19 protein-coding genes are annotated in these 21,819 nt (G+C 55.2%); 5 read left to right on the top strand and 14 right to left on the bottom strand.

What is annotated here, in order from left to right; genetic code table 11:
- The first annotated feature begins 94 nt into the window (after positions 1 to 94).
- Positions 95 to 991 (top strand): M23 family metallopeptidase, encoded by an 897-nt coding sequence (locus V4U84_RS10465; protein ID WP_334077133.1) that lies wholly within the window; start codon positions 95 to 97, stop codon positions 989 to 991.
- A gap of 10 nt (positions 992 to 1,001) precedes the next feature.
- On the opposite strand, the gene V4U84_RS10460 is transcribed toward V4U84_RS10465, so the two are convergent.
- The 3 genes from V4U84_RS10460 to V4U84_RS10450 form a co-directional block, all read right to left on the bottom strand.
- A complete protein-coding gene (locus tag V4U84_RS10460; RefSeq protein ID WP_334071445.1) occupies positions 1,002 to 2,015 on the bottom strand; it encodes a phosphotransferase in 1,014 nt (337 codons plus the stop codon).
- Positions 2,016 to 2,176: 161 nt separating this feature from the next.
- The gene (locus tag V4U84_RS10455) at positions 2,177 to 3,034 is read right to left on the bottom strand and encodes an alpha/beta fold hydrolase (protein WP_334071446.1); all 858 of its coding nucleotides are present in this window, start codon (positions 3,032 to 3,034) and stop codon (positions 2,177 to 2,179) included.
- A gap of 15 nt (positions 3,035 to 3,049) precedes the next feature.
- Positions 3,050 to 3,739, bottom strand: coding sequence for a FadR/GntR family transcriptional regulator (locus V4U84_RS10450; RefSeq protein ID WP_334071447.1), 690 nt, complete (start codon positions 3,737 to 3,739; stop codon positions 3,050 to 3,052).
- A gap of 150 nt (positions 3,740 to 3,889) precedes the next feature.
- On the opposite strand from V4U84_RS10450, the gene V4U84_RS10445 reads away from it, so the two are divergent.
- The 3 genes from V4U84_RS10445 (at position 3,890) to V4U84_RS10435 (ending at position 7,717) form a co-directional block, all read left to right on the top strand.
- Positions 3,890 to 5,302, top strand: coding sequence for an FAD-binding oxidoreductase (locus tag V4U84_RS10445; RefSeq protein ID WP_334071448.1), 1,413 nt, complete (start codon positions 3,890 to 3,892; stop codon positions 5,300 to 5,302).
- Positions 5,303 to 5,391: 89 nt separating this feature from the next.
- Positions 5,392 to 6,645 carry a (Fe-S)-binding protein gene (locus V4U84_RS10440; protein ID WP_334072043.1) on the top strand — a complete coding sequence of 418 codons (1,254 nt, stop codon included), beginning with the start codon at positions 5,392 to 5,394 and terminating at the stop codon, positions 6,643 to 6,645.
- A 346-nt stretch (positions 6,646 to 6,991) separates the two neighbouring features.
- On the top strand, positions 6,992 to 7,717 hold the full coding sequence (locus V4U84_RS10435; RefSeq protein WP_334071449.1) for a DUF6273 domain-containing protein: 726 nt from the start codon (positions 6,992 to 6,994) through the stop codon (positions 7,715 to 7,717).
- A gap of 197 nt (positions 7,718 to 7,914) precedes the next feature.
- Here V4U84_RS10435 and V4U84_RS10430 read toward each other — a convergent pair whose 3' ends face one another.
- The 11 genes from V4U84_RS10430 to V4U84_RS10380 all read right to left on the bottom strand — a co-directional run bounded on the left by V4U84_RS10430 (position 7,915) and on the right by V4U84_RS10380 (position 20,234).
- Positions 7,915 to 8,844, bottom strand: coding sequence for an N-acetylglucosamine kinase (locus V4U84_RS10430; protein WP_334071451.1), 930 nt, complete (start codon positions 8,842 to 8,844; stop codon positions 7,915 to 7,917).
- A gap of 15 nt (positions 8,845 to 8,859) precedes the next feature.
- Positions 8,860 to 10,428 carry a glycoside hydrolase family 3 protein gene (locus V4U84_RS10425; RefSeq protein WP_334071452.1) on the bottom strand — a complete coding sequence of 523 codons (1,569 nt, stop codon included), beginning with the start codon at positions 10,426 to 10,428 and terminating at the stop codon, positions 8,860 to 8,862.
- Positions 10,425 to 11,582, bottom strand: a complete 1,158-nt coding sequence (locus V4U84_RS10420; RefSeq protein ID WP_334071453.1) for an exo-beta-N-acetylmuramidase NamZ family protein — start codon at positions 11,580 to 11,582, stop codon at positions 10,425 to 10,427. The genes V4U84_RS10425 and V4U84_RS10420 overlap by 4 nt, the downstream gene beginning before the upstream one ends.
- 45 nt (positions 11,583 to 11,627) lie before the next feature.
- Positions 11,628 to 12,338, bottom strand: a complete 711-nt coding sequence (locus V4U84_RS10415) for a PIG-L deacetylase family protein (RefSeq protein WP_334071454.1) — start codon at positions 12,336 to 12,338, stop codon at positions 11,628 to 11,630.
- Positions 12,339 to 12,340: 2 nt separating this feature from the next.
- The gene (locus tag V4U84_RS10410) at positions 12,341 to 13,309 is read right to left on the bottom strand and encodes a GNAT family N-acetyltransferase (RefSeq protein ID WP_334071455.1); all 969 of its coding nucleotides are present in this window, start codon (positions 13,307 to 13,309) and stop codon (positions 12,341 to 12,343) included.
- A 387-nt stretch (positions 13,310 to 13,696) separates the two neighbouring features.
- A complete protein-coding gene (locus V4U84_RS10405) occupies positions 13,697 to 14,896 on the bottom strand; it encodes an anhydro-N-acetylmuramic acid kinase (protein WP_334071456.1) in 1,200 nt (399 codons plus the stop codon).
- Positions 14,893 to 15,753: a carbohydrate ABC transporter permease gene (locus V4U84_RS10400; RefSeq protein WP_334071457.1), complete on the bottom strand. Its 861-nt coding sequence runs from the start codon at positions 15,751 to 15,753 to the stop codon at positions 14,893 to 14,895. Before V4U84_RS10400 ends, V4U84_RS10405 begins: the two co-directional genes overlap by 4 nt.
- 14 nt (positions 15,754 to 15,767) lie before the next feature.
- Positions 15,768 to 16,688, bottom strand: a complete 921-nt coding sequence (locus V4U84_RS10395) for a carbohydrate ABC transporter permease (protein WP_334071458.1) — start codon at positions 16,686 to 16,688, stop codon at positions 15,768 to 15,770.
- 85 nt (positions 16,689 to 16,773) lie between these two features.
- Positions 16,774 to 18,207, bottom strand: coding sequence for an ABC transporter substrate-binding protein (locus V4U84_RS10390; RefSeq protein ID WP_334071459.1), 1,434 nt, complete (start codon positions 18,205 to 18,207; stop codon positions 16,774 to 16,776).
- Between the two features lie 30 nt (positions 18,208 to 18,237).
- Positions 18,238 to 19,152 (bottom strand): N-acetylmuramic acid 6-phosphate etherase, encoded by a 915-nt coding sequence (gene murQ / locus V4U84_RS10385; RefSeq protein WP_334071460.1) that lies wholly within the window; start codon positions 19,150 to 19,152, stop codon positions 18,238 to 18,240.
- A 212-nt stretch (positions 19,153 to 19,364) separates the two neighbouring features.
- A complete protein-coding gene (locus tag V4U84_RS10380; protein WP_334072044.1) occupies positions 19,365 to 20,234 on the bottom strand; it encodes a MurR/RpiR family transcriptional regulator in 870 nt (289 codons plus the stop codon).
- A gap of 286 nt (positions 20,235 to 20,520) precedes the next feature.
- On the opposite strand from V4U84_RS10380, the gene V4U84_RS10375 reads away from it, so the two are divergent.
- Positions 20,521 to 21,813, top strand: coding sequence for a 6-phospho-beta-glucosidase (locus V4U84_RS10375; RefSeq protein WP_334071461.1), 1,293 nt, complete (start codon positions 20,521 to 20,523; stop codon positions 21,811 to 21,813).
- The last annotated feature ends 6 nt before the right edge of the window (positions 21,814 to 21,819 follow it).

The raw sequence follows: 21,819 nt of genomic DNA, 5'->3' as shown, positions 1-21,819 counted from the left end.
TTTTGTGACATGAATTTTGCAGGGGTGGATATAGTCTATTACGTCTTAATAGGAGGAATAGAAAATCTAACTCGAATCAAGGGGATGTTTGGTTGTGAAAAGACTGCTAAAAACAGCGGGGATGACAAATTTAGTCCTACTCCTGCTCGTCATTGTACTGTGGGGAACCGTGTATGCCGTAAATGGCCTGCCCGGGGCTTATGCCTGGTTTGTCCTGAAATTCGCCGTCCCGCTCTTGGGACTGGCTTATATTCTCATATGTACCGTCCTGCTCCTTATCCGATTTCGCAAAAAAAAGAGCCGCAACCGCGGTTGGACCGGGCTGGGCGTAGGTACCGTTCTGTGTCTGCACCTGCTGCTCATGATGAATGTCATCCCGCTCGCCTATCCCGCACGGATTCAAAGCACCTCTCCCGCTATCACCGTATCCTGGCCGTTTGCCGGGAAAGCGACCGTCGGCTGGGGCGGTGACGCGGTGAACGACAATTCGCCGCATGCGGTTTGGCCTTCCGAACGCTGGGCTTATGATTTGCTCATGGAGCCTTACGGCACGGGAAGTACGAATCCGGAGGATTACGGGATTTGGAACCAGGAAGTGCTTTCTCCGGTCGCCGGAACGGTAATCGCCGCTTATGACGCCGAGCCCGATATCCAACCGGGAAGCGAGGAGATTCTCTCCATGGAAGGGAATCATGTCTACATTCAAATCGAAGAGACCAGAACTTATTTGCTGTTGAATCATTTAAAACAAGGCAGCGTACAAGTAAAAACCGGAGACACCGTGAAGCCGGGAGATGTTCTCGGGCGGGTCGGCAACAGCGGATCGACCTCGGAGCCCCATCTGCACATTCATCATCAGCGGCAAAACCCGTTGACCGTCCTTCATCCCGTCCTGGCGGAAGGGCTGCCGCTGTATTTTGAGGGGACGGATGCCGATCCCATGCCGATAAAAGGGACGGTAGTGGCACCCGTGTTAAACAATAAAGACTGAGCTTGAGTGGCTAAGCCAGATGGTCCAGCAGATGCTCTCGCAAAATTTCGCGAATCCAAATTTCGTCCTGCTTGAGGGCTTCCAGCCCGGCGGACAAAGTCTGCACTTGCGACCGAAGCACCTGCGGGCCATCCGTTCCCTTAAGGAACCTGCTCATAAAATGTAAAAAGACATCGACCTTGCGCAATCTCAGGAGCAGCGGAATCGCCGAGATTTCCTCGGGGATCAGCCTTAAGCGGGCTCCATAGCCGTCGCAAAAGCGGAGGATATTCATCCGCTTTGCGTCATAACCGAGCAAATCCGAAATGGCGACCGCGGCCTCCATCGCACGGACATCCCGTGTGCAAAACTCAAAATCAAGCAAAGCCGTCACAGTCTCTGGACGCTCCGCATCGACCAGCAAATTTGACGGGTTCAAATCGCCGTGCACCAGCTGATGAGGCAATCTGCGAAGCTCCGGGAGCCGGTCGCAAAGCTCCTCGTACGCTTCGCCAAGCAGGAGTAGCGATGGCTTCAGCTCGCGGAACGGCTTCGGAGGACTTCCGCAAAAATCCCGGACAGCCTCATAGCCGCAATCGGGGTAAGCTTGTTGGAGCTCGTAGTAAGCGCGGTATGCCGGAACCTTCTCCATTTGGACCGCCGCCAGCGCCAGCGTCAATTCGGCGGCAGCTTGTCCAAAGGAGTAAGCCGCATGAAACCCGTCTTCTTTGGGCCGGACGCCTTCGATATACTCGAACAGACAAGCATAGCGCTCCGTCCCGTCTTCCAACGCAATAATGGTTTCCCCCTCCGGTGTCCGCACCGGAACGGGGACCTTGAAATTTAGCGGAAACTTTTGCAAATGCATCAGCACATCATGCTCAAATTCGATTTTATCCCGGTCGCGATGAGTTTCATAAATGCGCAGCACGCAGCTGAGTCCTTTGTTTTCCACGTACCGGGTCGTGTTGTTCCAGCCGCTGTCGCCCTCTTTTACCGCCCCGTTCCAATCGGGCCAATACTGTTTCACCATCTCATCTGACATTCTAATCCTCTCCTGGCATTTCAACTTACATAGAACAAACATTCCTAGATTACCAGTATATCATTCCGCCGGACAAAACAAAAAGGAGCCGCACATTGTCAATGAAGCTCCATTCTCTGCGCGGTCCTATTCGTAAGAACAAGGAATTTATTCAAGTATTATTACGAGTAAAGCCATTCTGTAAATACGGCGTCGAAGCGCTCCGCTTCCTCCAGCATTGGACTATGACCGCTGCGGTCAAAGACGGCCTTCCGGAGCTTGGGATATTCGTTCTCGATGCCTTCCCAAAGGGTGTGGGGGCCAACCAAGTAATCGTAGCGCCCTAGGGCCAAAAAGACCGGCTTTTCCGTCAACGTCAGACGATCCGGGATATGGAGCTTCGCGAAGGCCTCCCCCCACAGATAGTCGATCCAGGGCATATTCGTATACACTCCATCCCACGTCGGAGCCGCATCAAACTGGTAATCGAAAAAACTGTGCGCCCCCATCCGAATGCACATATGTGCGAACCGGCGCTCCGGATCGCGTTCAATGTCGGCAGGCAGCCGGGCGAAGTCGGCGTGAAATTTAACTTTTCGCGCTTCGTCCGCGGTTTCTTCGAAAAAGGCAATGCTCCCTTGCTGTCGTTCGGGACTGTTCGACGTAGCCGTGTTCAGTAGGGCTATTTTCCTGACATATTCGGGGTATTTAATCGCATATTCCAAAGCGAGGAAGGCGTTGCCGGAGTGCCCTGCCACTACGAAATCCTTAATCTCAAGCTGCCTGCGGATCGCCTCAATATCATCCAGCACCCGGTTCAGCGGGTCCCGTTCCTGCAGCGCTTCTTGCCCTTCCGGCGAGGGAGCATGTCCCCTGTGATCGATAAAGATCAGCTTGGCTTGCTTGCGGAGCTCCTCCGAAAACAACCTGGGATAGTAAACCGAGCTTCCTACAACAAGCACCGGAACACCTTCCCCCTCCACGCGGTAACGCAACGGGTAACCGTCTATCCAAACCGTTCCCTTTCTCTCAAGATCCATTCCCGTTAATCTCCTCTAAATATCCATACTCGCCGCAATTTCCTTTCCCGCCTTGGTCAAATGAAGGTCCATCAGGCGGCTGGCCTCGCGGCTGTCTTGTTGTTCAATAGCATGAAGCATTTTCTTGTGTTCCTGAAACAGACGCTGTGCCGATTCCTGTTCGCTGAACAGCCAGAGGCTCCGGGTATCGCGCATCGTGCGGAACATCATTTCGGAAATGCTCTCCATCATACCTTGAAGCATTTGGTTTTGCGTCGCTTTGGCCACCGCGAGATGGAAGTTGACGTCATATACCTGGCTGATCGCCTCGTTCCCGATGGCTTCCTCCATCAGACCGACAATCTTGCGCAATTCCTCCAGGTCCATGGCCGTGCGAAAATCCGCCGCCAAACCGATGCTCCCCACTTCCAACATTTTACGGACCTGCAGCAGGTGGATCAATTCCTTTTTGCGGGCGATTTTGTGAACTCCAATAAGGTCAGGCGCCTGCGCCCGGACATAGGTTCCCCCTCCCTGTCTGGTTTCGATCAACCCCTGAGCCTTTAAATGGCTGATCGCCTCGCGCACGGTTGAACGCCCTACGCGAAACCGGGCCGCCAGCGCTTCCATGGTGTCCAGCTTTTGGCCCGGCTTGACATGGCCCGATTCAATAATTCGTCGTATTTCCTCTGTGACGATATCCACATTCTTTTTGCTTAAATCCATCCGGCTTGTTCCTTCCGCTTCAAAATTTAATTGTCATAAATTCTTAATAATAGTCTATACAATTTAAATAAAATATGGTAGATTGATTTCAAATTCGTCAGATGACCTGATTAATTATTCATATTACAGGATCCGGGAGGAGTTGCACAAATGATAACCCCCGAAATCAAGCGGCAATTGATATCTATTGTGGGAAGTTCTTGGGTCAAGGACAGCCCTCACGAGCTCTACTCCTATTCTTACGATGCGACCCCGATGTATCAGTCTCTCCCCGAAGCCGTGGTCATGCCGGCAACTACCGACGAGGTTTCCGCCCTACTTCGGTTGGCCAACGAGCATATGGTTCCGGTCGTTCCCCGGGGATCGGGGACGAATCTGGCGGCCAGCGCCATCCCGGTCCAGGGCGGCATCGTCCTCAATATGAATCGGATGAACCGGATTTTTGAAATCGATACCAAAAACCTGACCGCTACCGTCGGGCCCGGCGTGATTACCGCAGATCTGCACCAGGCCGTCGAGGCATCGGGTCTGTTTTATCCCCCGGACCCCGGTAGTATGCGGATCTCCACGCTAGGCGGGAATTTGTCTCAATGTGCCGGAGGGATGAGGGGGCTAAAATACGGGGTGACCAAGGATTATGTGATGGGTCTGGAATACGTGCTCCCTTCGGGCGAAATTTTGCGCTGCGGCGGAAAAAACGTCAAGGACGTGGCCGGTTACGACATGACCCGCCTCCTCGTCGGATCGGAAGGAACCCTGGCGGTCATTACGGAAATTACGTTGAAACTGCTGCCGCTGCCCGAGACGAAACGAACGCTGCTCGCCTTCTTTACAAGCCTGGTGGATGCCGCCAAAACCGTGGAACAAGTGATTGCCGCCAAAATTATTCCCGCCACGGTGGAATTTATGGACCAGGGAACGATGCGGGTCGTCGATGAATATGCCAAACTGGGCTTGCCTTTGGAGATGAAATCCATGCTGCTGATCGAACAGGACGGCCCGGAGGAGCTGGTCAAGAGAGATATTGCAAGTATTGCGGAGATTGCCAAGGCCAATGGCGCCGCCAACGTCGAAGTGGCCGCAACTTTGGAGGAAGGCGCCAGACTCCTGACCGCCAGACGTTCGGCGCTGTCCGCCCTGTCCCGAATCAAACCGACAACCATCATGGAGGATGCCACCGTCCCGCGCTCCCGCTTGGCTGACATGGTAACGGAAGTGGAGAGAATTGCGGACAAATACGGCCTGCAAATTTGTACGTTCGGCCATGCCGGTGACGGCAACCTGCATCCCACCTGCATGACGGATGAAAGAAATAAAGAAGAGATTGAACGCGTAGAGCAGGCGTTTACGGAAATTTTCGCCGCAGCGCTCGCTTTGGGCGGAACGATTACCGGAGAACACGGCGTCGGACTCGCCAAGAAGAACTACTTGCCTCTAAAAATCGGGGAAGGCGGAATCGATTTAATGAAGCGGATCAAAGAGGCGTTCGATCCCAACCACATTATGAATCCCGGCAAAATTTTCGCCGGCCCCGCGCGCCGTAGAAGGGTGGTGAGACGATGAGCGAAATTGCTCAAAAAAACCAGGCTCTCCCTGCCTGCTCTTCCTTAAGCGAACCGAAGTCAACCGATGGGCTGCCGGAGCGTTTTGATATGGATGAGATCATGAACTGCATGCATTGCGGCTTCTGCCTGCCGACCTGTCCGACCTACGTCCAGACGGGTTTGGAAACCTACAGCCCGCGGGGCCGGATCGCCCTGATGAAAGGCGTGGCCACGGGCCAGCTGGCGGCGGATGCCGAGTTCGAGCACCATATGAACGCCTGCCTCGGCTGCCGTGCCTGCGAAACGGCCTGTCCGGCAGGGGTTCCTTACGGCGAATTGCTGGAAACGGCGCGCGAGGTCGTGCAAGAAACGAAAAAAGCCGGGCAAAAGCCTTCCGCCCTGCGGAACCTGATCTTCAACCGGATCTTTCCGTACCCGAATCGGGTGAAACGGCTGGGGAGCGTGCTGTGGGGCGCACAGACGCTCGGCCTGCAATCCTTCGCCGACCGGACCGGATTGATCCGCATCCTGCCGCGTGAACTGGCCGAAATGCAAAAATCGGTCGGTACCGTCGCTTCCCCCCGGGAACGTCGGACGCGCCAGCCCCGGATGAAAGCAGAGGGCGAAACGCGTTTGACGGTCGGCCTGTTCACCGGCTGTATTATGGATGTGATGTTTTTCGAAACGAACCAGGCGACAGCGCGGCTGTTAACGAAGGCCGGCTGCGATGTGGTATTCTTCGAGGGGCAGGGCTGCTGCGGGGCGATGCACGCCCACTCCGGGGAGATGAGCGGCGCGAAGGAGCTGGCCAAGCGGAACATCGAAGCGTTCGAACGGTCCGGGGTCGACTTCGTCGTCAATAACGCCGGCGGCTGCGGGGCGGCGCTGAAAGAGTACGGGCATTGGTTCAAGGGCGATTCCGCCTGGGAAGAACGGGCCAGACGGTTTGCCGCCCGTAATCGCGACGCGAACGAAATGCTCGCGGAGCTCCCTCCCCTGTCGTTCAGCAAATCGCTGCCGGCGAAGGCTACCTATCAGGATTCCTGCCATCTCGCGCACGGGCAAGGGGTCCGGAATCAGCCCCGCGAGCTGCTGCGCCGCATCCCCGGGCTGGAGCTGGTGGAGATGCGGCAGCCGGACAGCTGCTGCGGTTCCGCCGGTACGTACAATCTCACCCAGTTCGACATGTCGATGCGGATCCTGGACGGCAAAATGGAACAAGTGCGGGAAACCCAGGCCCATCTGATCGTGACCTCGAACCCCGGCTGCCTGCTGCAAATGAAACAGGGTATCTTGCGCGCCGGCCTGGCCGGTCAAATGGAAGCCGTGCATATTATGGATTTACTGGACCGGGCCCTATAGGAGGCAAATTAAAGGGAATTCTTCCCGTTAATTTGGTGCGTATGCGGCTGCAGAGGCGAATTAGCTGGAAAACCTCCGGCTAATTCGCCTCAAATTCTGTATATCGGCCATTGGGCCGCGAAATAGATGGAGCTTTTCCAGCTAAATCCGATCCAAGACCCAAGAGAGCTACATTAACGGGAGGTTTTCCCGTTAGGTGTGCAGGCTCCGACGGTGCGATGGCGCTTTATATCTGCGATTGTGGATGTTGGCAACGTTTCTCCGAAACCATTTCTTCACGTCCTTGCCCAACATCAATTCTTTAGTTCATCCTATATAATAAGAAAAGAACAAGGAGGAGAACGAATTGGAACATGGTAATATTACTATCACGCCGAACCTGGACATCAAGCCCGGCGAAATCATGACTTTCGGCTCGTATCCGCAGTCAGCGGACGGTGAAGAACTGCCGATTGAATGGCGTGTGCTGCAAAATTCGGGCGGCGAATTGTTTATGATTAGCGAGTATATACTGGACTGCAAGCGGTACCATGGCAGCAGCAAGGACATAACGTGGCGTGATTGCGTGGATATTACGTGGCGTGACTGTGATTTGCGCAAGTGGCTGAACGATGAATTCTATAACATCGCATTCAGTGCCGCCGAAAAGGAATATATAAAGACGGCGCATTGCGCGGACAACGGAGAAGGCAGCCCGGAGACGGAGGACAAAGTTTTTTTGCTTAGCGTCGACGAGATAAAGCAGTTTTCCGAAATTCACGGCAAGGATTTGCGGCGCGCGGCTGGAACGGATTTTGCCAAACAGAAAAAAAACGATGGGTGCAGCTTATATGTATATGATAAAACAAATAAAGATAACTTTATCATCAAAAACGGCGAAGAAGTCGGCTGTTCCTGGTGGTGGCTGCGAACTCAGGGAAACAAGCCTTCACGTGCGTTTTTTATCGGTCCGAGTTTCAGTATTCGCAGCTATGCGAATGTCAGTCTGGCCCGTGACGGCGTGCGCCCCGCTTTAATCATTCAAGTGGGATCTCCAGGCCCGTGTGTGATTAACGGGAAAAACTCCCATTAATTTACCGCCATTGGCCCCAGGATCGGATTTAGCCGGAAAAACGCCAGCTATTATCCGACCCTGACCGCCGATCTAACCCATTGCAGATGAATTAGCTGGAGGTTTTCCAGCTAATCATCTCTACGGTATGGTAGACACTCTATTAACGGGAGAAATTCCCGCTAATAGGTCTTCGTCCCGCTTCGATGTACAAGCTCTTATGGCGTTTCTCCGGTAAGTTCCCGGAACGCGATCATCGCCGCCCCGCGGGCGGCATCCTGTTTCGGCAGCGTGCAGACAAGCTCGGGATAGCGCTGCCGCAGCATCCCGCCGAACGCTTCCCGCACCTCTTTATTGCACCGGAGGACGCTTCCCGCCAAAGCGAGTTCACCCGTCTGCAAGCCCAACCGTTCGGCCACAGGAGCAACAAGCTCAACCAAGGCGCCCGCGCTTTGCCTTACAATCGCCAAAGCCTGCTCGTCCCCCATCGCACAAGCCCGAGACAGAATTGGAGCCAGCGCGGCGATATCTTTTTTGTTCGTGTTCTTGTCGTACACGAACCCGATGATTTGCCGCACGCTGCTCATCTGCAGCTGCTCGTATACCATGGCCGTGATGGCGGTCAGCGCGATCCGCCCGTCCTCCGCCCGCACTACCGCGCGCAGCAGGTCCCGTCCGATGCTGTAACCGCTGCCTTCATCATCGATGAGGTACCCGAACCCGCCGGTCCGATGCGTTTGCCCGTTTGCGTTTTGCCCATAACAGATGGAGCCTGTTCCGGCAATGACAATCATCCCGACGGGACTTTCCAATGCTCCGCACAGGGCGGTCACATGATCTCCGGTCAACGTCAAGCCACCGGTATAACCGGCTTCCCGGACGATCGACTCGAGCCGCCTCGCAGTCTCGGGATGGCTAATCCCCGCCGCGCCGATGCAAAGATGCTTGCAAAATGCCAACCCTCGGCAAACGTCGGAGATCCCCCTCATGATTTCATGCAGGCTGTTTCGGACCGTGCTCTCCTGCTGTCCGTTAAAATTGATAGCCCCCGAAACAAAGGAGTGCACCGCCGCTCCCCTCTCATCCATGATGACGACAGCGGTTTTGGTGCCCCCTCCGTCCAGTCCCGCCACATATTGTCTACTCATGCTTGTGTCACTTCCTTATCTCAGAGCGATGCTCATCCGTCCGGTGGCTGTGACAGAGCCGTCCAGAACGCGCGCGACCGACATCACGGCCAGCGGCGTGTACTCGAAAGCGGCCAGCCCGCACACATCACCGTCCAGCATCTCCAAATCGTAGGGACGCCCCAAGGCAACCGCCGTAACTTGGTGCCCCTGCTCCCGTAAACGGCGGACCAGCTTCAACTGGCCCTCATGTTCACGAGCGTTGAATAATCCGATGACGATATGCGGGTACGGTCGTACATCGGCGGCAATCCTTTCGATTTCCTCGTCCTCCGGATCGATGCCGATCACCTGATGCGCCGCAGAGAATATTCGTCCCAACGTCTCCGGAAACGAAAACGCGGCATCGACGCTGCTGGAGGCAAGGTCGGAACGGTATGGCCGGCTTCCGATAAATATTGTCCGCGGATCTCCCGGTTCCACACGTCTTAGTTCACCGCGAACGCGGCAAATGCTCTCCAGGCTCATTTGCTCGGCCGCGCGGCGGTGAGCCGTACAGCCGACGATGGACAAGTCCTGCCCGGCCCGCTCAACCGCGGCATACTTACGTTTATAATACAGCACCTTGGCCACCGCTTCATCCAAAACCTCCATCGGGAGTTCGCCCGATTGAACCGCCTGCTCCAACAGTTCCACCGTTTCGATCACAAGCTCCGGTGTATGGCTGACGAATACCATGTGCACCCCGGCCTGCAAAGCGCCTAACGCCCCTCGGGCCGTACCGTAAAACTCTTTGATCGCATCCATCTCCAGGCAATCGGAAACGATCAGACCATCAAACTGAAGCTCGTTTTTGAGCAGATCGGTCACGATCTTCCGGGACATCGTCGCCGGCACCCGCTCGGCCTCCAGCGCCGGAAACAGGATATGCGCGGTCATGAGACTTTCGGCACCGGCTTCGATGGCCCGGCGGAATGGCACAAGCTCCAGCGCCTCCAGCTCTTCCAGCGTTTTGCCGATGACCGGCAGGCCGAGATGCGAATCGACCGCCGTATCGCCATGCCCGGGAAAATGCTTGACCGCCGCGAGCACGCCGCCGTCCCGCAAACCGCGCAGCATCTGCAGGCCGTACTCGGTAACCGTCTCCGCCGTGTCCCCGTAAGAACGGACATTGATTACCGGGTTGTGCGGATTGTTGTTGATGTCCAGCACCGGCGCCAAATTGAAGTTTATCCCCAGCGCCCGCAGCTCGCGGGCCGTGATGCGCCCGGCGGCATACGCCTGCTCCGGCCGTTCGCCGGAGGCGATCGCCATCGCCCCCGGTACGTTCGTCGCCTCATCCGGCAACCGCGTGACCCGGCCGCCCTCCTGATCGATCGAGATCAGCGCCGACTGCCCCGTCTCCTTCATGATCAACGCTTGCAATTCGCCGCATAACCGGCTTAACTGTTCCACGCCGCCTACATTATGCGAAAATAGAATGATGTTGCCGATTTTATACTCCGTAACCAAGCGGCGCAAATCGCCCGTCATTTCCGGCGCGGAGAAGCCCGTCAGAATCAGTTGGCCGATTTTTTCCCTTACCGTCATCGCCGGAGATGTCATACGTGGTCACCCCTTGAATAGAGATGATACTTCTCTTTCATCTTCGCAAACACCCGGCTCTCCTCCCGGAACTGCTCCAGCATTTCCGATAGCGGCACCGTTCCTTCGCGGTACAGTTTATCGCCGCACAGCAGATCGATAAACGGCCGGGCGTTTTCCTTGACCGGCGACAGGTATGCGAAATCTTCGTAATTTCGCTTGATCGTATAAAGCAGCGTCACCCCGGCCTCCACAGCGTTGAGCGCCCGCGCATCCGTCACGTAAAGTTGCACGCCCCCGCACAATTCCCCGGCAAATTTGGATGTCGTCGGCTTAAAATACACCGGCAGGAACATCACCCCCGGCAGCCGCAGCGCATTCATTTCCGCGGCCAGCGCCTCCGGCTCGATGAATGGCGCGCCGATCATTTCGAACGGAAACGTCGTGCCGCGCCCCTCCGACAGGTTCGTGCCTTCAAACAGGCAGGTGCCGCCGTACAGCAGAGCGGTTTCAAAGCGCGGGATATTCAGCGAAGGATGCACCCAGATCCGCCCCGTTTCCGGAAACAGCATGCGCCGGTCCCAGCCTTCGCAAGGGATGACATGAAGTTCGGCGTTCCAGCCCACCATCTCGTTCGCCATCGCCGCCACCTCTCCCGCGGTCAAGCCGTACCGTACGCAAAGCGGATAATTGCCGACAAACGACTCGAACCCCGGCTTAAGGACATTGCCCTCCACCGTAACGCCGTCCAGCGGGTTAATCCGGTCCAGCACAATAAACGGCTTGCCCGCCTTGGCGCAATCTTCCAAGGCATACAGCATCGTATAAATAAACGTGTAGTAGCGAATCCCCACATCCTGAATATCGTAGACGACCGCATCGACTTCCTCCAGCATCTCCGGCGTCATCCGCTTGGAATCCTTCCGGTACAGACTGTACACCGGAACGCCCGTCAGCGGATCCGTATAGGTTTCGACCATGGCGCCCGCCGCCTGGTCGCCGCGCACGCCGTGTTCCGGCGAAAACAGGGCGGCCAAATGAAAATGCTCCTTCAGTACCTGAATGGTGGACACAAAGCCGGAAGCGAGTCCCGTCGGCGACGTGATCAGTCCCAGGCGTTTCCCTTTGAGCAGCCGGGCGTACGACATGATATTATCGATCCCGCTCTTGACCATAACCACAAACCTCCCCTTAACGGCCTGCTGAAACACGCCGTTTCATTACATCAAATCCGATTTCAGCACGCGCATCGTCTCCGCCGGCACCATAAAAGTCTCCGCATACTGCTTCCGGGCTTCGATGCCGCGCACGCGGGCCAGATGCTTGTAATATTCCAGATAAGGAAAGGAAGCGCTTCCCGTGACGAACCAATGCTGGGACACGGCCTTCACCCACAGGTCGTAGGCCTCCTGGTCGAAATCGATGTACACGTAAGGCTTGTAGTCGACCGCGTCCTCCCAGTTTTCCGCATAGTACAGCCTGGAAGCAAAATGCGCCGGCCGTTCCCGCTTCAGCGAACCCAGCCCGGCGAAAAAGCGCGCGTCGTTCACGATCAAATGCGTAGTCATATGATCTTTGTGCATGCTGTTCTTGAAATGGGTGATCAAGATGTTCGGCCTCACCTCGCGGATCACGTCACACACCCGGTAGCGCATCTCTTCACTGTTCGTCAGCTCGCCGTCGGGAATTTCGAATACGATGGACTCGCCTCCGAGCATCTCGGCAAAAACGGCCGCCTCCCGCACTTTCTGCTCCCGGTACTCGGCCATATCCCTTCCGGCCGGAACGCCGCGTTCCCCGGCGGTCAGCGCCAGCGTGACGACGCGGTCTCCCTTCAGCGCGTGGCTGGCAAGCACGCCTCCCGCGGTTAATTCCATATCCCCCACATGGCCTCCGATAGCCAGAATCGTTAACCGTTCCTGTTCGCTCATCGCTAGAACTCCCTTCTCATGACCGCAAATGTTTTGACCTTCCGAAATCCCGCCTGCTCGTAAATCCGCATCGCCGGATTCGTCATACCGGTAAACAACGACATGTAATCCGTCCCGATCTGTTGAAATGCCTCGCACAGTTTGAAAAATAAAACGCTGCCCAGCCCATGTCCCTCGTGCGCGGGGTGCACTCCGATGCCGGCGAAAAAGCCGCGGCCTTTCTCCTCCCGGATGACCGGCCCGGCAAAGCCAGCGGCCTTTCCGTTCAAGGCTGCGATCACCAGCGGTTCGCCGGCTTCGGCGTACTCGGGAATCTGCCGCCTCCACAGCGGATTGTCGAAGCCGTCCAGCATCTCCACAAGACCGTCGTGCCGGGCGGGATCGTAGAGCTCGACCCGGTATCCGGCTTCGGCCGCCTTTTGCTCCTTGGCCCGGATCTCCTCCGGGATCGTAAATTGTTCGAGCGGCAAATACATGCCGCACTCCCGCGCCCGTTCCGCGTAGCCACTGCGGAGCAAAAAGCCGTGCAGCCCGCTCCCTACCGGGACGCCGGGCGCATTGTTGTGCTCATGCCGCGGCGTGTCGGGGATGTACCACGGCAGCTGCATCGGATTAAAAAACAGCACATCGGCCTGCTTTTTGCCTAAGCTTCGAAAACGCCGCTCCAGGGCTTCCAGCAGTCTTCCGTAACTCTCATCGGTTTGCAGCTCCTCGTCCAGCACGATGCAGGTAATGTAACCCGCGATGTCCCCGAGCGGCAAATCATCACCCGTGCACCCGCAGGCGAAGCCCCGCACCGTCCCGTCTTCGTCCCGCATCACCCATGCCGCTTCGCGGTCAAAATACGGGCTGGCCGTAAAAATGCCTCCAAAACTTTGTTCGGTCAGCGCTTTGTACCCGTCCCGCACCGCTTCCCGGTTCCATAGCTCGATGACCCCGGGGGTGAAACGATCTTCCCATGTCATCAACATGCGCGCGATCCTCCCTGCCTGGTTCCGGCTTGACAACCTCTAGTGCCCCATCAGACAACCTTGATAACATTGAATTCCTGCATATCTGCATGTTTTTTTCTAGTACGGAACAAGAATTTCAAAATTTCTGCAAATCTGCAGGAATTTTTGACGAAACCGGCTCGTTGCTCTAAAATCGCCAGAAATGCCTGCAGATTTGCATCTTTTTTCGCACCCCCTCGTGAATCAGCCTAAATACCTGCAGATTTGCATCTTTTGGAGCTGGAAGGGTTGGAAGGTGCACTCGGCACCTTGATCGCCGTGGGCCTCAAACGATTTGGATGTCTGTGGGCGTGCGAATGTATTCTCAATTTCTCAATATCCCCTACTACTATGTCTGATGGAGCATTAGTAACTGATCTTGCCCATCACCACGGGGCGCTCCGCCCCGGTCACGCCGGGCAGATTGTTGGCCCGCCCGGCCAGCGTATAGCCGGCGAGCAGCGCGAAGGCCACCGCCTCTTTGGCGTCGCTGCTCAGCCCTACTTCTTCCTGGGTCCGTACGGCGACGTTCATCGGTGCCATCTCGGCGTTCAAGAAATCCATCAGCACGGGATTGTAGCTCCCGCCGCCTCCGACGATCAGCGCGTCCGCCGGATCCCGGTCGCGGACGAAGCGGCGGTAAGCTTCGCCGACCGTCCATGCTGTCAACCGCGTCACCGTCGCCACGAGATCGCACGCCGAAAGGCCATGCCGTTCCCGATAGTCCAGCAATCGATCGATATAGGACGCTCCGAACAGCTCCCTTCCGGTCGATTTAGGGATCGGCCGGGAATAATAAGGCTCCCGCTGCAACTCCCGAAGCAGCCCATCATGGATACGCCCGCGTTTGGCCATATCTCCTCCGGCATCCATCGTCTGCCTGCCCAGAGTCAGCCCGGACACCACCCCGTCGATCAGCATGTTGCCGGGGCCCGTGTCGAAGGCGTAAACCTGCTCCGCCCGGCAGCCCGCCGGAAGGACGGTCATGTTGCCGATGCCGCCGATATTTTGCAGCAGCAAAGTCCGGTGCTCTTCCCGGTACAGCAAGTACTCCGTAAAAGGGACAAGCGGCGCCCCTTGCCCGCCCGCGGCCATGTCGGCGACGCGGAAATCGGAGACGCAGGGAATGCCCGTCCGGGCCGCGATCACGGCCCCTTCCCCGATTTGCACCGTATACCGCAAATCGAAGCCGTCCCGTTCATGCGCTTCCGGCGCATGATAGATCGTCTGCCCGTGCGAACCGATCCAGGCGATCTCCCGGGGCGTCAGTCCCGCCTTGCGGATCACCTCCAAAGCCGCCTCCGCGAACAGTTCGCCCAGCCAAACATTCAACCGGCCGACGCGGTCGATCGTCGCTTTCCGCGGATCAAACAGTGCAAAAATTTCTTCCCTGGCTGAAGCCGGATACGGAAAGTTCTCGAACGCCACCAGGCGGACTTGCGGTTTCAGGTCCAGCTCCCCGCGGATTTCCACCACCGCCGCGTCGATCCCGTCGACGGAGGTGCCGGACATGAGTCCCACCGCGTAGCGGGTGCCGCCGCCCCCCTTGCTCCGCCCGTCGTTCATCCTTTCACCGCCCCTACGGTAACGCCTTCCAGGAAGTATTTTTGCAGGCTGAAGAACAGGATAAACATCGGGATCGCCGAAATGGCGGCCCCCGCCATCATCGGGGCAAAATACGTTGTATTGGCAAAACGGAAGTTTTTCAATCCGACTTGAATGGTCTGCATATCCATCGTGTTAGTCACCAGGAACGGCCAGAAGAAGGTATTCCAGCTATCCATAAATGTAAGAATCGCCATGACCGCCATGACCGTTTTGGACAGCGGCACGATCACGCGGATAAAAATTTGGAACTGGTTGCAGCCTTCCACCTTGGCGCATTCCAGGATTTCGTTCGGAATCGACGACATGAACTGTTTGGCCAGAAAAATATTGTAGACCGTGACGATCCCCGGCAGGATGAGCGCGCCGTACGTATTCTGGATTTGGAATACGTTCACGATCAGAATGTAAAGCGGTACCTGGGTAACTTGATAAGGAATCATCATCGCGCAGAGTAAAATAAAGAACAGCACGTTTCTTCCTTTAAACCGGATTTTGGAGAACGCGTATCCGGCCAAGGTAGCAAACACTACATTGAATACCGTGACACTGCCCGCGACGATCAGCGAGTTCAGCAGCCAGCGGTAGGAATATTCGCTGTAATCAAAGAAGAACTTGTAGGAATCCAGTGAGATCTTGGTGGGCCAAAGCGTGTAGCTTAGAGCGCCGGCTTCCACCGGGTCGCCGAAGGAGGAAATAATCATGAAATAGATCGGAAACAGGGTGGCGAGCGCGAAGAGCACAAGCACGATGATCATGAAGGTATTGCGGGCAAGCTTTACGCTTTTGCGTCCGGTATGATTGCTGTATAGCGCCATCGTTCTCTCCTCCCCTAGTACTCAACATCGTTGCCGAGAAATTTGAATTGGATCAGGGAAATACCGGCGATAATCACCGTCAAAATCAGGGATTGCGCGGCGGCTTCGCCAAACTCGAAGTATTTGAACGCGTTGTCGAAGATCAGCAGTCCGACCATCGTCGTCGCGTTGTCCGGGCCACCGCCCGTCATCAGATAAGCGTTCTGGAAAACCTGGAACGAACCGATGACGCCGGTCACGAGCAGGAACAAGGTGGTCGGCTTAAGGCACGGGATCACGATGTACCACAGCTTCTGAAAAAAAGAAGCCCCATCCAGATCCGCCGCTTCGTAATAGCTTGAATCGATGCCGAGCAGCGCGGCGAGATAAATAATGATGCTGGTGCCGTGGCTCGACAGCCAGGCCATCAGCACGAGGGAGAACATGGCCGTCGCGCTCGATCCCAACCAGTTCTGGTTGGCGATGCCGAACACGCCCAGCAGTTGGTTCAATATCCCCGAGGTCATCGGATCAAAAATCCACAGCCATACAACCGATAAAGCGACCCCCGATGCGACGGCGGGGAGGTAGTAAACCGCTTTAAACGTCGTTTGCAGCCCCTTCTTAAAGGGAAGAATCATGATCGCGACGGCAAAGGACAGAAACAGCGATACCGGAACGGTCAGGGCCGTATACACCACAGTATTCGTGATCGATTTCCAAAAGAGCGAATCTTTAAATGTGCTTACGTAATTATCAAAGCCGATGAACACCGAGCCGAGCGGCCGGTACTCCTGAAAGCTGATGATAAAGGCGCTGACCACGGGGTAGGCGGTAAACATGGCGTAGACGACCAGCGCCACGGCGATAAACGCGTAAGCCCAAGCGCCGTCTCCTTTCCATTTGCGCTTCTTGCCGATCTTGGGTGGATTCTGTGCTTTTGCCAAGTGAGCCATAATGTCCAAACTCCTTCTCCAACCGTTTTGCGAAAAAAGGATCGGGCAGCCGAATCGGTTTTACGCGACTGCCCGATGGGTAGGACTAATCGTTTACAATTCCGTCTTGACCGAAGGTGCCGATCGCCTCGGCCTTGACCGCTTCGTACATTTCCTCCGGCGTGATTTCGTTTGCCAGAAGCGCCTGCAGCTTCGGAATGATAACGGCATCCTCGATCTTGATCGCTTTGGCGCCAAGGTCGACCGGGATGTCCGGCCGGGCCGGGTTCGCATGCGAGAGCATCGTTTCCACGGCGGCCACATTGTCCGGATTCCGGTCAACCGTCATGCTCTTGGCCGCTTCTCTCCCGCTCTTCGTGATATGGGCAGCAAATAGATCGTTGTTTGTCGTGGCCGCTACCTTACCGCTTGCCAGGAAGTAGGCGGCTTTTACCACATTTGCCTTATGCTCGGCGGTCGGCTCTTTTTTGCCGCGGAAGGTAACATAACCGTCGACCACAGTGCTGGAAATCGGCTCCTCGCCCACGAAGGTCGGTACCGGCAGGACGATATAATCCACAGGGATGCTGCCTTGTACGGCGCTGCCATCGTTGGCCTTGAGCTTTTCATTATTCTTCTTGGCGGAATTCTCAAACGTCGCGAGCCCTTTGCCGGTGATCATGGTCTGTCCCGTAAGGAACATATTCCAACGTTTGCCGGCATCGACGGAGCTAAGCTCCTTAGGCATCGAGCCGTCGTCGATCAACTGCCGGATCGCCTTCAACACTTCCAGGAAGTTTTTGCTGGTATACGCATATTTCAAATCTTTGTTGAAAGGGGCCGGCATCCCGGCATTTTTAATCAGAATGTTCAAGTAGTCCTTCGCGGTGACGCCGGCGGTAGCGAAAACGAATCCGTATCGTTTCGTGGTGTCGCCTTCCCTGACGACTCCCTTTTTGATCGCTTCGCGGAATTCTTCGTAAGTCCAGCCGTTTTTCTGCACGTTTTTCCAGTCGATCCCCGCGGCCTCAAGATATTCTTTGTTCCCGCCCAGTGCGTGTACTTCCATATAAGCGGGGAACCCGTAGAGTCCTTCGCCTTTCTTCATATATTCCAGCGGCGCGGGATCATAGTCGGCGATCATTTCCGGGGTCGCGGTGTCGGTAATATCCATCAGCATCCCCTGTTGAACGTACTTGGAAATCCCATCCGAGCCAATGAAAGCGATATCAGGAGGACTTCCCGCATTGACCTGCGTATCGAGCTTCTGGGTCATATCCTCCCAGCTCGCAGGTTCGATTTTCAAAGTAAGATTCGGGTAGAGCGCATTAAAGTCTTTCTCCATTTGGGCAAAATTGTTCTGAAATTCCCCCGAAACCGGCGGAAGCAGCGCGGTAATGGTATCTTTCGCTTCCCCGTTCCCGGCTTTTGCAGCGTTTGCGCCGCCGCCTTCGTTACCTTTGGTTCCGCAAGCCGTCAACGTGGCAAGCAGCATAGAGAAAGCCAGCAGTGAAGTCAGTACATGCGTTTTTCTTTTCATTTGAAAATCCTCCCCCCGGGTTATCGAACGTTATCTTACTTGATTGGTTGTGCGAATGGCGGATTTCAGGTTCCCTTCGCATTCCGCAAGAACCCGCTCCGCCTGGACCGCGTCCAGTCCGGTTTTGATCATCAGGATCGCCAGCTTGCAGTTCATGGACGCCTTCGCCAAAAAATCGGCCGCCGTATCCGGATCGACTCCGGTAGCGATCCGGATGATCCGGACCGAACGGTCATAGAGCTTCTTGTTGCTTGCCTTCAGATCCACCATCAAGTTGTTGTAAGTCTTCCCCAGCTTGACCATCGTGCAAGTGGTCAGCATGTTCAGCACCAGCTTCTGGGCCGTGCCCGCTTTCAGCCGGGTCGAGCCCATAATAACCTCGGGGCCGACCACCGGAACGATGCAAATATCGCAGACTTCCTCCAACCGGGACCCCTTGTTATTGACGATGCCGATCGTTACCGCCCCCAATTCGGCGGCTTTCTTCAAACCGGCGATGACGAAGCTGGCCGAGCCGCTGGCCGAAATGCCGATGACGGCGTCCCGCGCTGTCACGCCAACGCGCTCAATTAAAGCGATCCCCTCCTCCGCACTGTCTTCAAAACCTTCAACGGCTACTCTTAATGCCATGTCTCCCCCGGCAATATGTCCCTGCACCAGGGCGGGATCGACACCGAAAGTAGGCGGACATTCGGAGGCGTCCAGCACCCCCAATCTTCCCGAGGTGCCCGCTCCTATATAAAACATTCTGCCACCCTGTTTGAGCAGTTGATGGAGAATATCCACCGCCCTGACGATTTGCGGGATTTCCGCAGCCACAGCAGCAGGAACCTTGGCATCCTCCTGATTGAGCAGCCGCAGCATTTGCTCGGTCGTGCACTCGTCAATCATTTGCGTGTCGGGGTTGATTCCTTCTGTGGTCAGTCCTGCAAAGTATTGTTCCATGGCCGATTCATTCTCCTCACTGGTGAATTGGGACCTCAATTCTTGGTTTTATATTAATTGGGCAAACCTTACACCGTCAATAGTTTTTGAAATAAAATTTTATGATGTAATATTTTTTTGTTTTTTTAATTCGTCCACGAGATAAAAAAAGCCGCCCCTCCATCATCAAAGATGACCTTGGGACAGCCCATTATGTAGCCCAAAATGCCGGGTTATTTCCGGTTTCTATGTTTGAAGGCGAGAATATTGTGCGTTTTTGTAAGAAACTTCTTCACGTTCTGGTAATCCGCGCTCGCCACGCCGGCAAATAAAATGTCGATGACGGTAAGCATGGCGATTCTTGAGCCCATGGCCCCGCTGCGCATCGTCACTTCGGGCGTCGAAATCCCCAGGAGAATGTCGGCCTTATCCGCCAGCTCGCTCTTATTGTACCGGGTGATCGCGATCGTGCTGACTTTGTTCTTCTTGGCCACTTCCAGCGTGTCCAGGATTTCGGCCGTATCTCCCGAATTGGAAACAAAGATGGCCACGTCGCCCTTGCCCAGCAAGGTCGCCGCCGTAAGCTGGCTGTGCGCATCGATATAAGCGTGACACATTTTGTTGATCCGCGAAAATTTTTGCTCACCGTCCTGGCAGATCAGCCCCGAAGCGCCCATGCCGAAAAAAACGATACGGTTGCTCGCCCGGAGTGCTTTAACGGCCCGGTCCACCTCATTCCTGTCCAAAACGCTGAGGGTATCTTCTATGGATTTCATATTGTTACGCGAAATATTCGAAATAATGGTGTTAAGATCGTCCCCCGGCTGAATGTCGGTGTATCCGTCGTTCCGCTCCTCGTCCATGGAGCCGACGGCGGCGGAAATACTCACGATGAAATTTCGGTACCCGCTGTAGCCCATCGTTTTGCAGAAACGCAGCACGGAGGCGTCGCTGGTCTTGCTTAAACGGGCCAGACTCTTGATCGACAAATGCGGAATTTCTTCCGTATTGGCCAAAATATACTCGGCCACCAGCCGCTCTACCGGTGTCAAATTCTCTTTCATTTCCCGGATTTTGATCAGGATATTATCATTAATCGCCATCGCAGCTTCCCTACTCACTTAATGAATTTCTCTTACTCTACTTTTCTCTCAAAAAGCTGACTTCCCATGATATGCATTCATATCTTAAGCGCTTTTTGCGTAAAAAACAAGCGATCTCTTTCAAAAAACCTGGAAATCGATCCCTCCCACTTAAAATTTTATTTCAAAAATATTAATTCAACATAAAATTTATTTACGTTTTTTATTGTCGCATCGATGAACACCATGCTATAATAACCGCGAAAAAGTCTGGATGTTCACGTCATAACAACAAAGGATGGTTTCCATGCATAACAAGTTAAAAATCTCCATTATTGGAGCGGGAAGCACCTATACGCCCGAACTGATCGAGGGTATCCTCAAGCGCAAGCATGCTCTACCGGTCACGGAGCTCGTTCTTATGGACATCGATGCCCGCAAGCTTGATATCGTGGGCCGGCTCTGCGAACGGATGATCCGGGCCGAGCAGCTCACCTGCCGCGTCGTCAGGACGGCGGATCTGGATGAAACGCTGCGGGATGCCGACTTTGTGCTGGGGCAAATTCGCGTCGGCAAACTGGCTGCCCGGATCCTGGACGAGAAGATTCCGCTCAAATACGACCTGATCGGCCAGGAAACCTGCGGCATCGGCGGTTTTTTTAAAGCAATGCGAACCATCCCCGTCATGTTGGGAATCGCGCAGCGGATGAAGGAGCTTTGCCCGGACGCCTGGCTGATCAACTTCTCCAATCCCGCCGGCATTCTTACGGAAGCCCTGCTGAATTATAGCGACGTTAAAATGCTGGGGCTTTGCAACGTTCCCTTCAATATGTTCAAGAGCATCCGTGAAACGCTGCAGTTGGACCACCCGGAGATCACCTATTTGGGACTTAACCACCTCAGCTGGATCACCGCGATCGAACAAGATGGCCAGGACTATCTCAAACGGGCGCTCGATATGGGCCTGAACAGCGAAGCCATGAAGAACATTCCTTCCAGTGGTTTCAGCAAGGAATTGATCCAAATGGTCGGTGCCATCCCTTCCTCCTATCTCGAATACTACTACTTCAAAAACAAGAAGCTGGACCTTCTCCGGTCGAGCGAATTGAGCCGCGGGGAAAAATGCGTGCAAATCGAAGAGGATCTCCTGCAAATCTACTCCGATGCGAATTTGCATACCAAACCCGAGCTGCTGTCCTCCCGGGGTGGGGCCAATTATTCCGAAGTTGCGATCAGTCTGGTGGACGCCATTTACAACGACAAGCAGGAAGTTCATGTGGTAAATTTGTTGAATCGCGGAGCGCTTGAGTTCATGGATGATACGGATGCGGTGGAAGTCCGGGCGGTCATTGGACGCGACGGGGCCAAACCAATCAAAGTTGAAGGTTTCGCGAACCGGCACATCATCGACTACATGCGTATGGTCAAAGCTTACGAGCGCGAGACCGTGACCGCCGCCGTGACCGGAAGCGAAGACGCCGCCATGCGCGCGCTGCTCATGAACCCGCTGGTCGGTGATTATGACGCGGCTTACGCCTGCTTCCAGGAATTGAAGGAAGCGCACAAAGTCTATTTGCCGCAATTTTTTCCCGTAAGTTAGGTTCTG

The organism is Paenibacillus sanfengchensis (genome assembly GCF_036864765.1).
GTDB classification, from domain to species: domain Bacteria; phylum Bacillota; class Bacilli; order Paenibacillales; family Paenibacillaceae; genus Fontibacillus; species Fontibacillus sanfengchensis.
The sequence above is the reverse complement of the archived record's forward strand: the minus strand, read 5'-3'. Positions and strand labels throughout refer to the sequence as shown.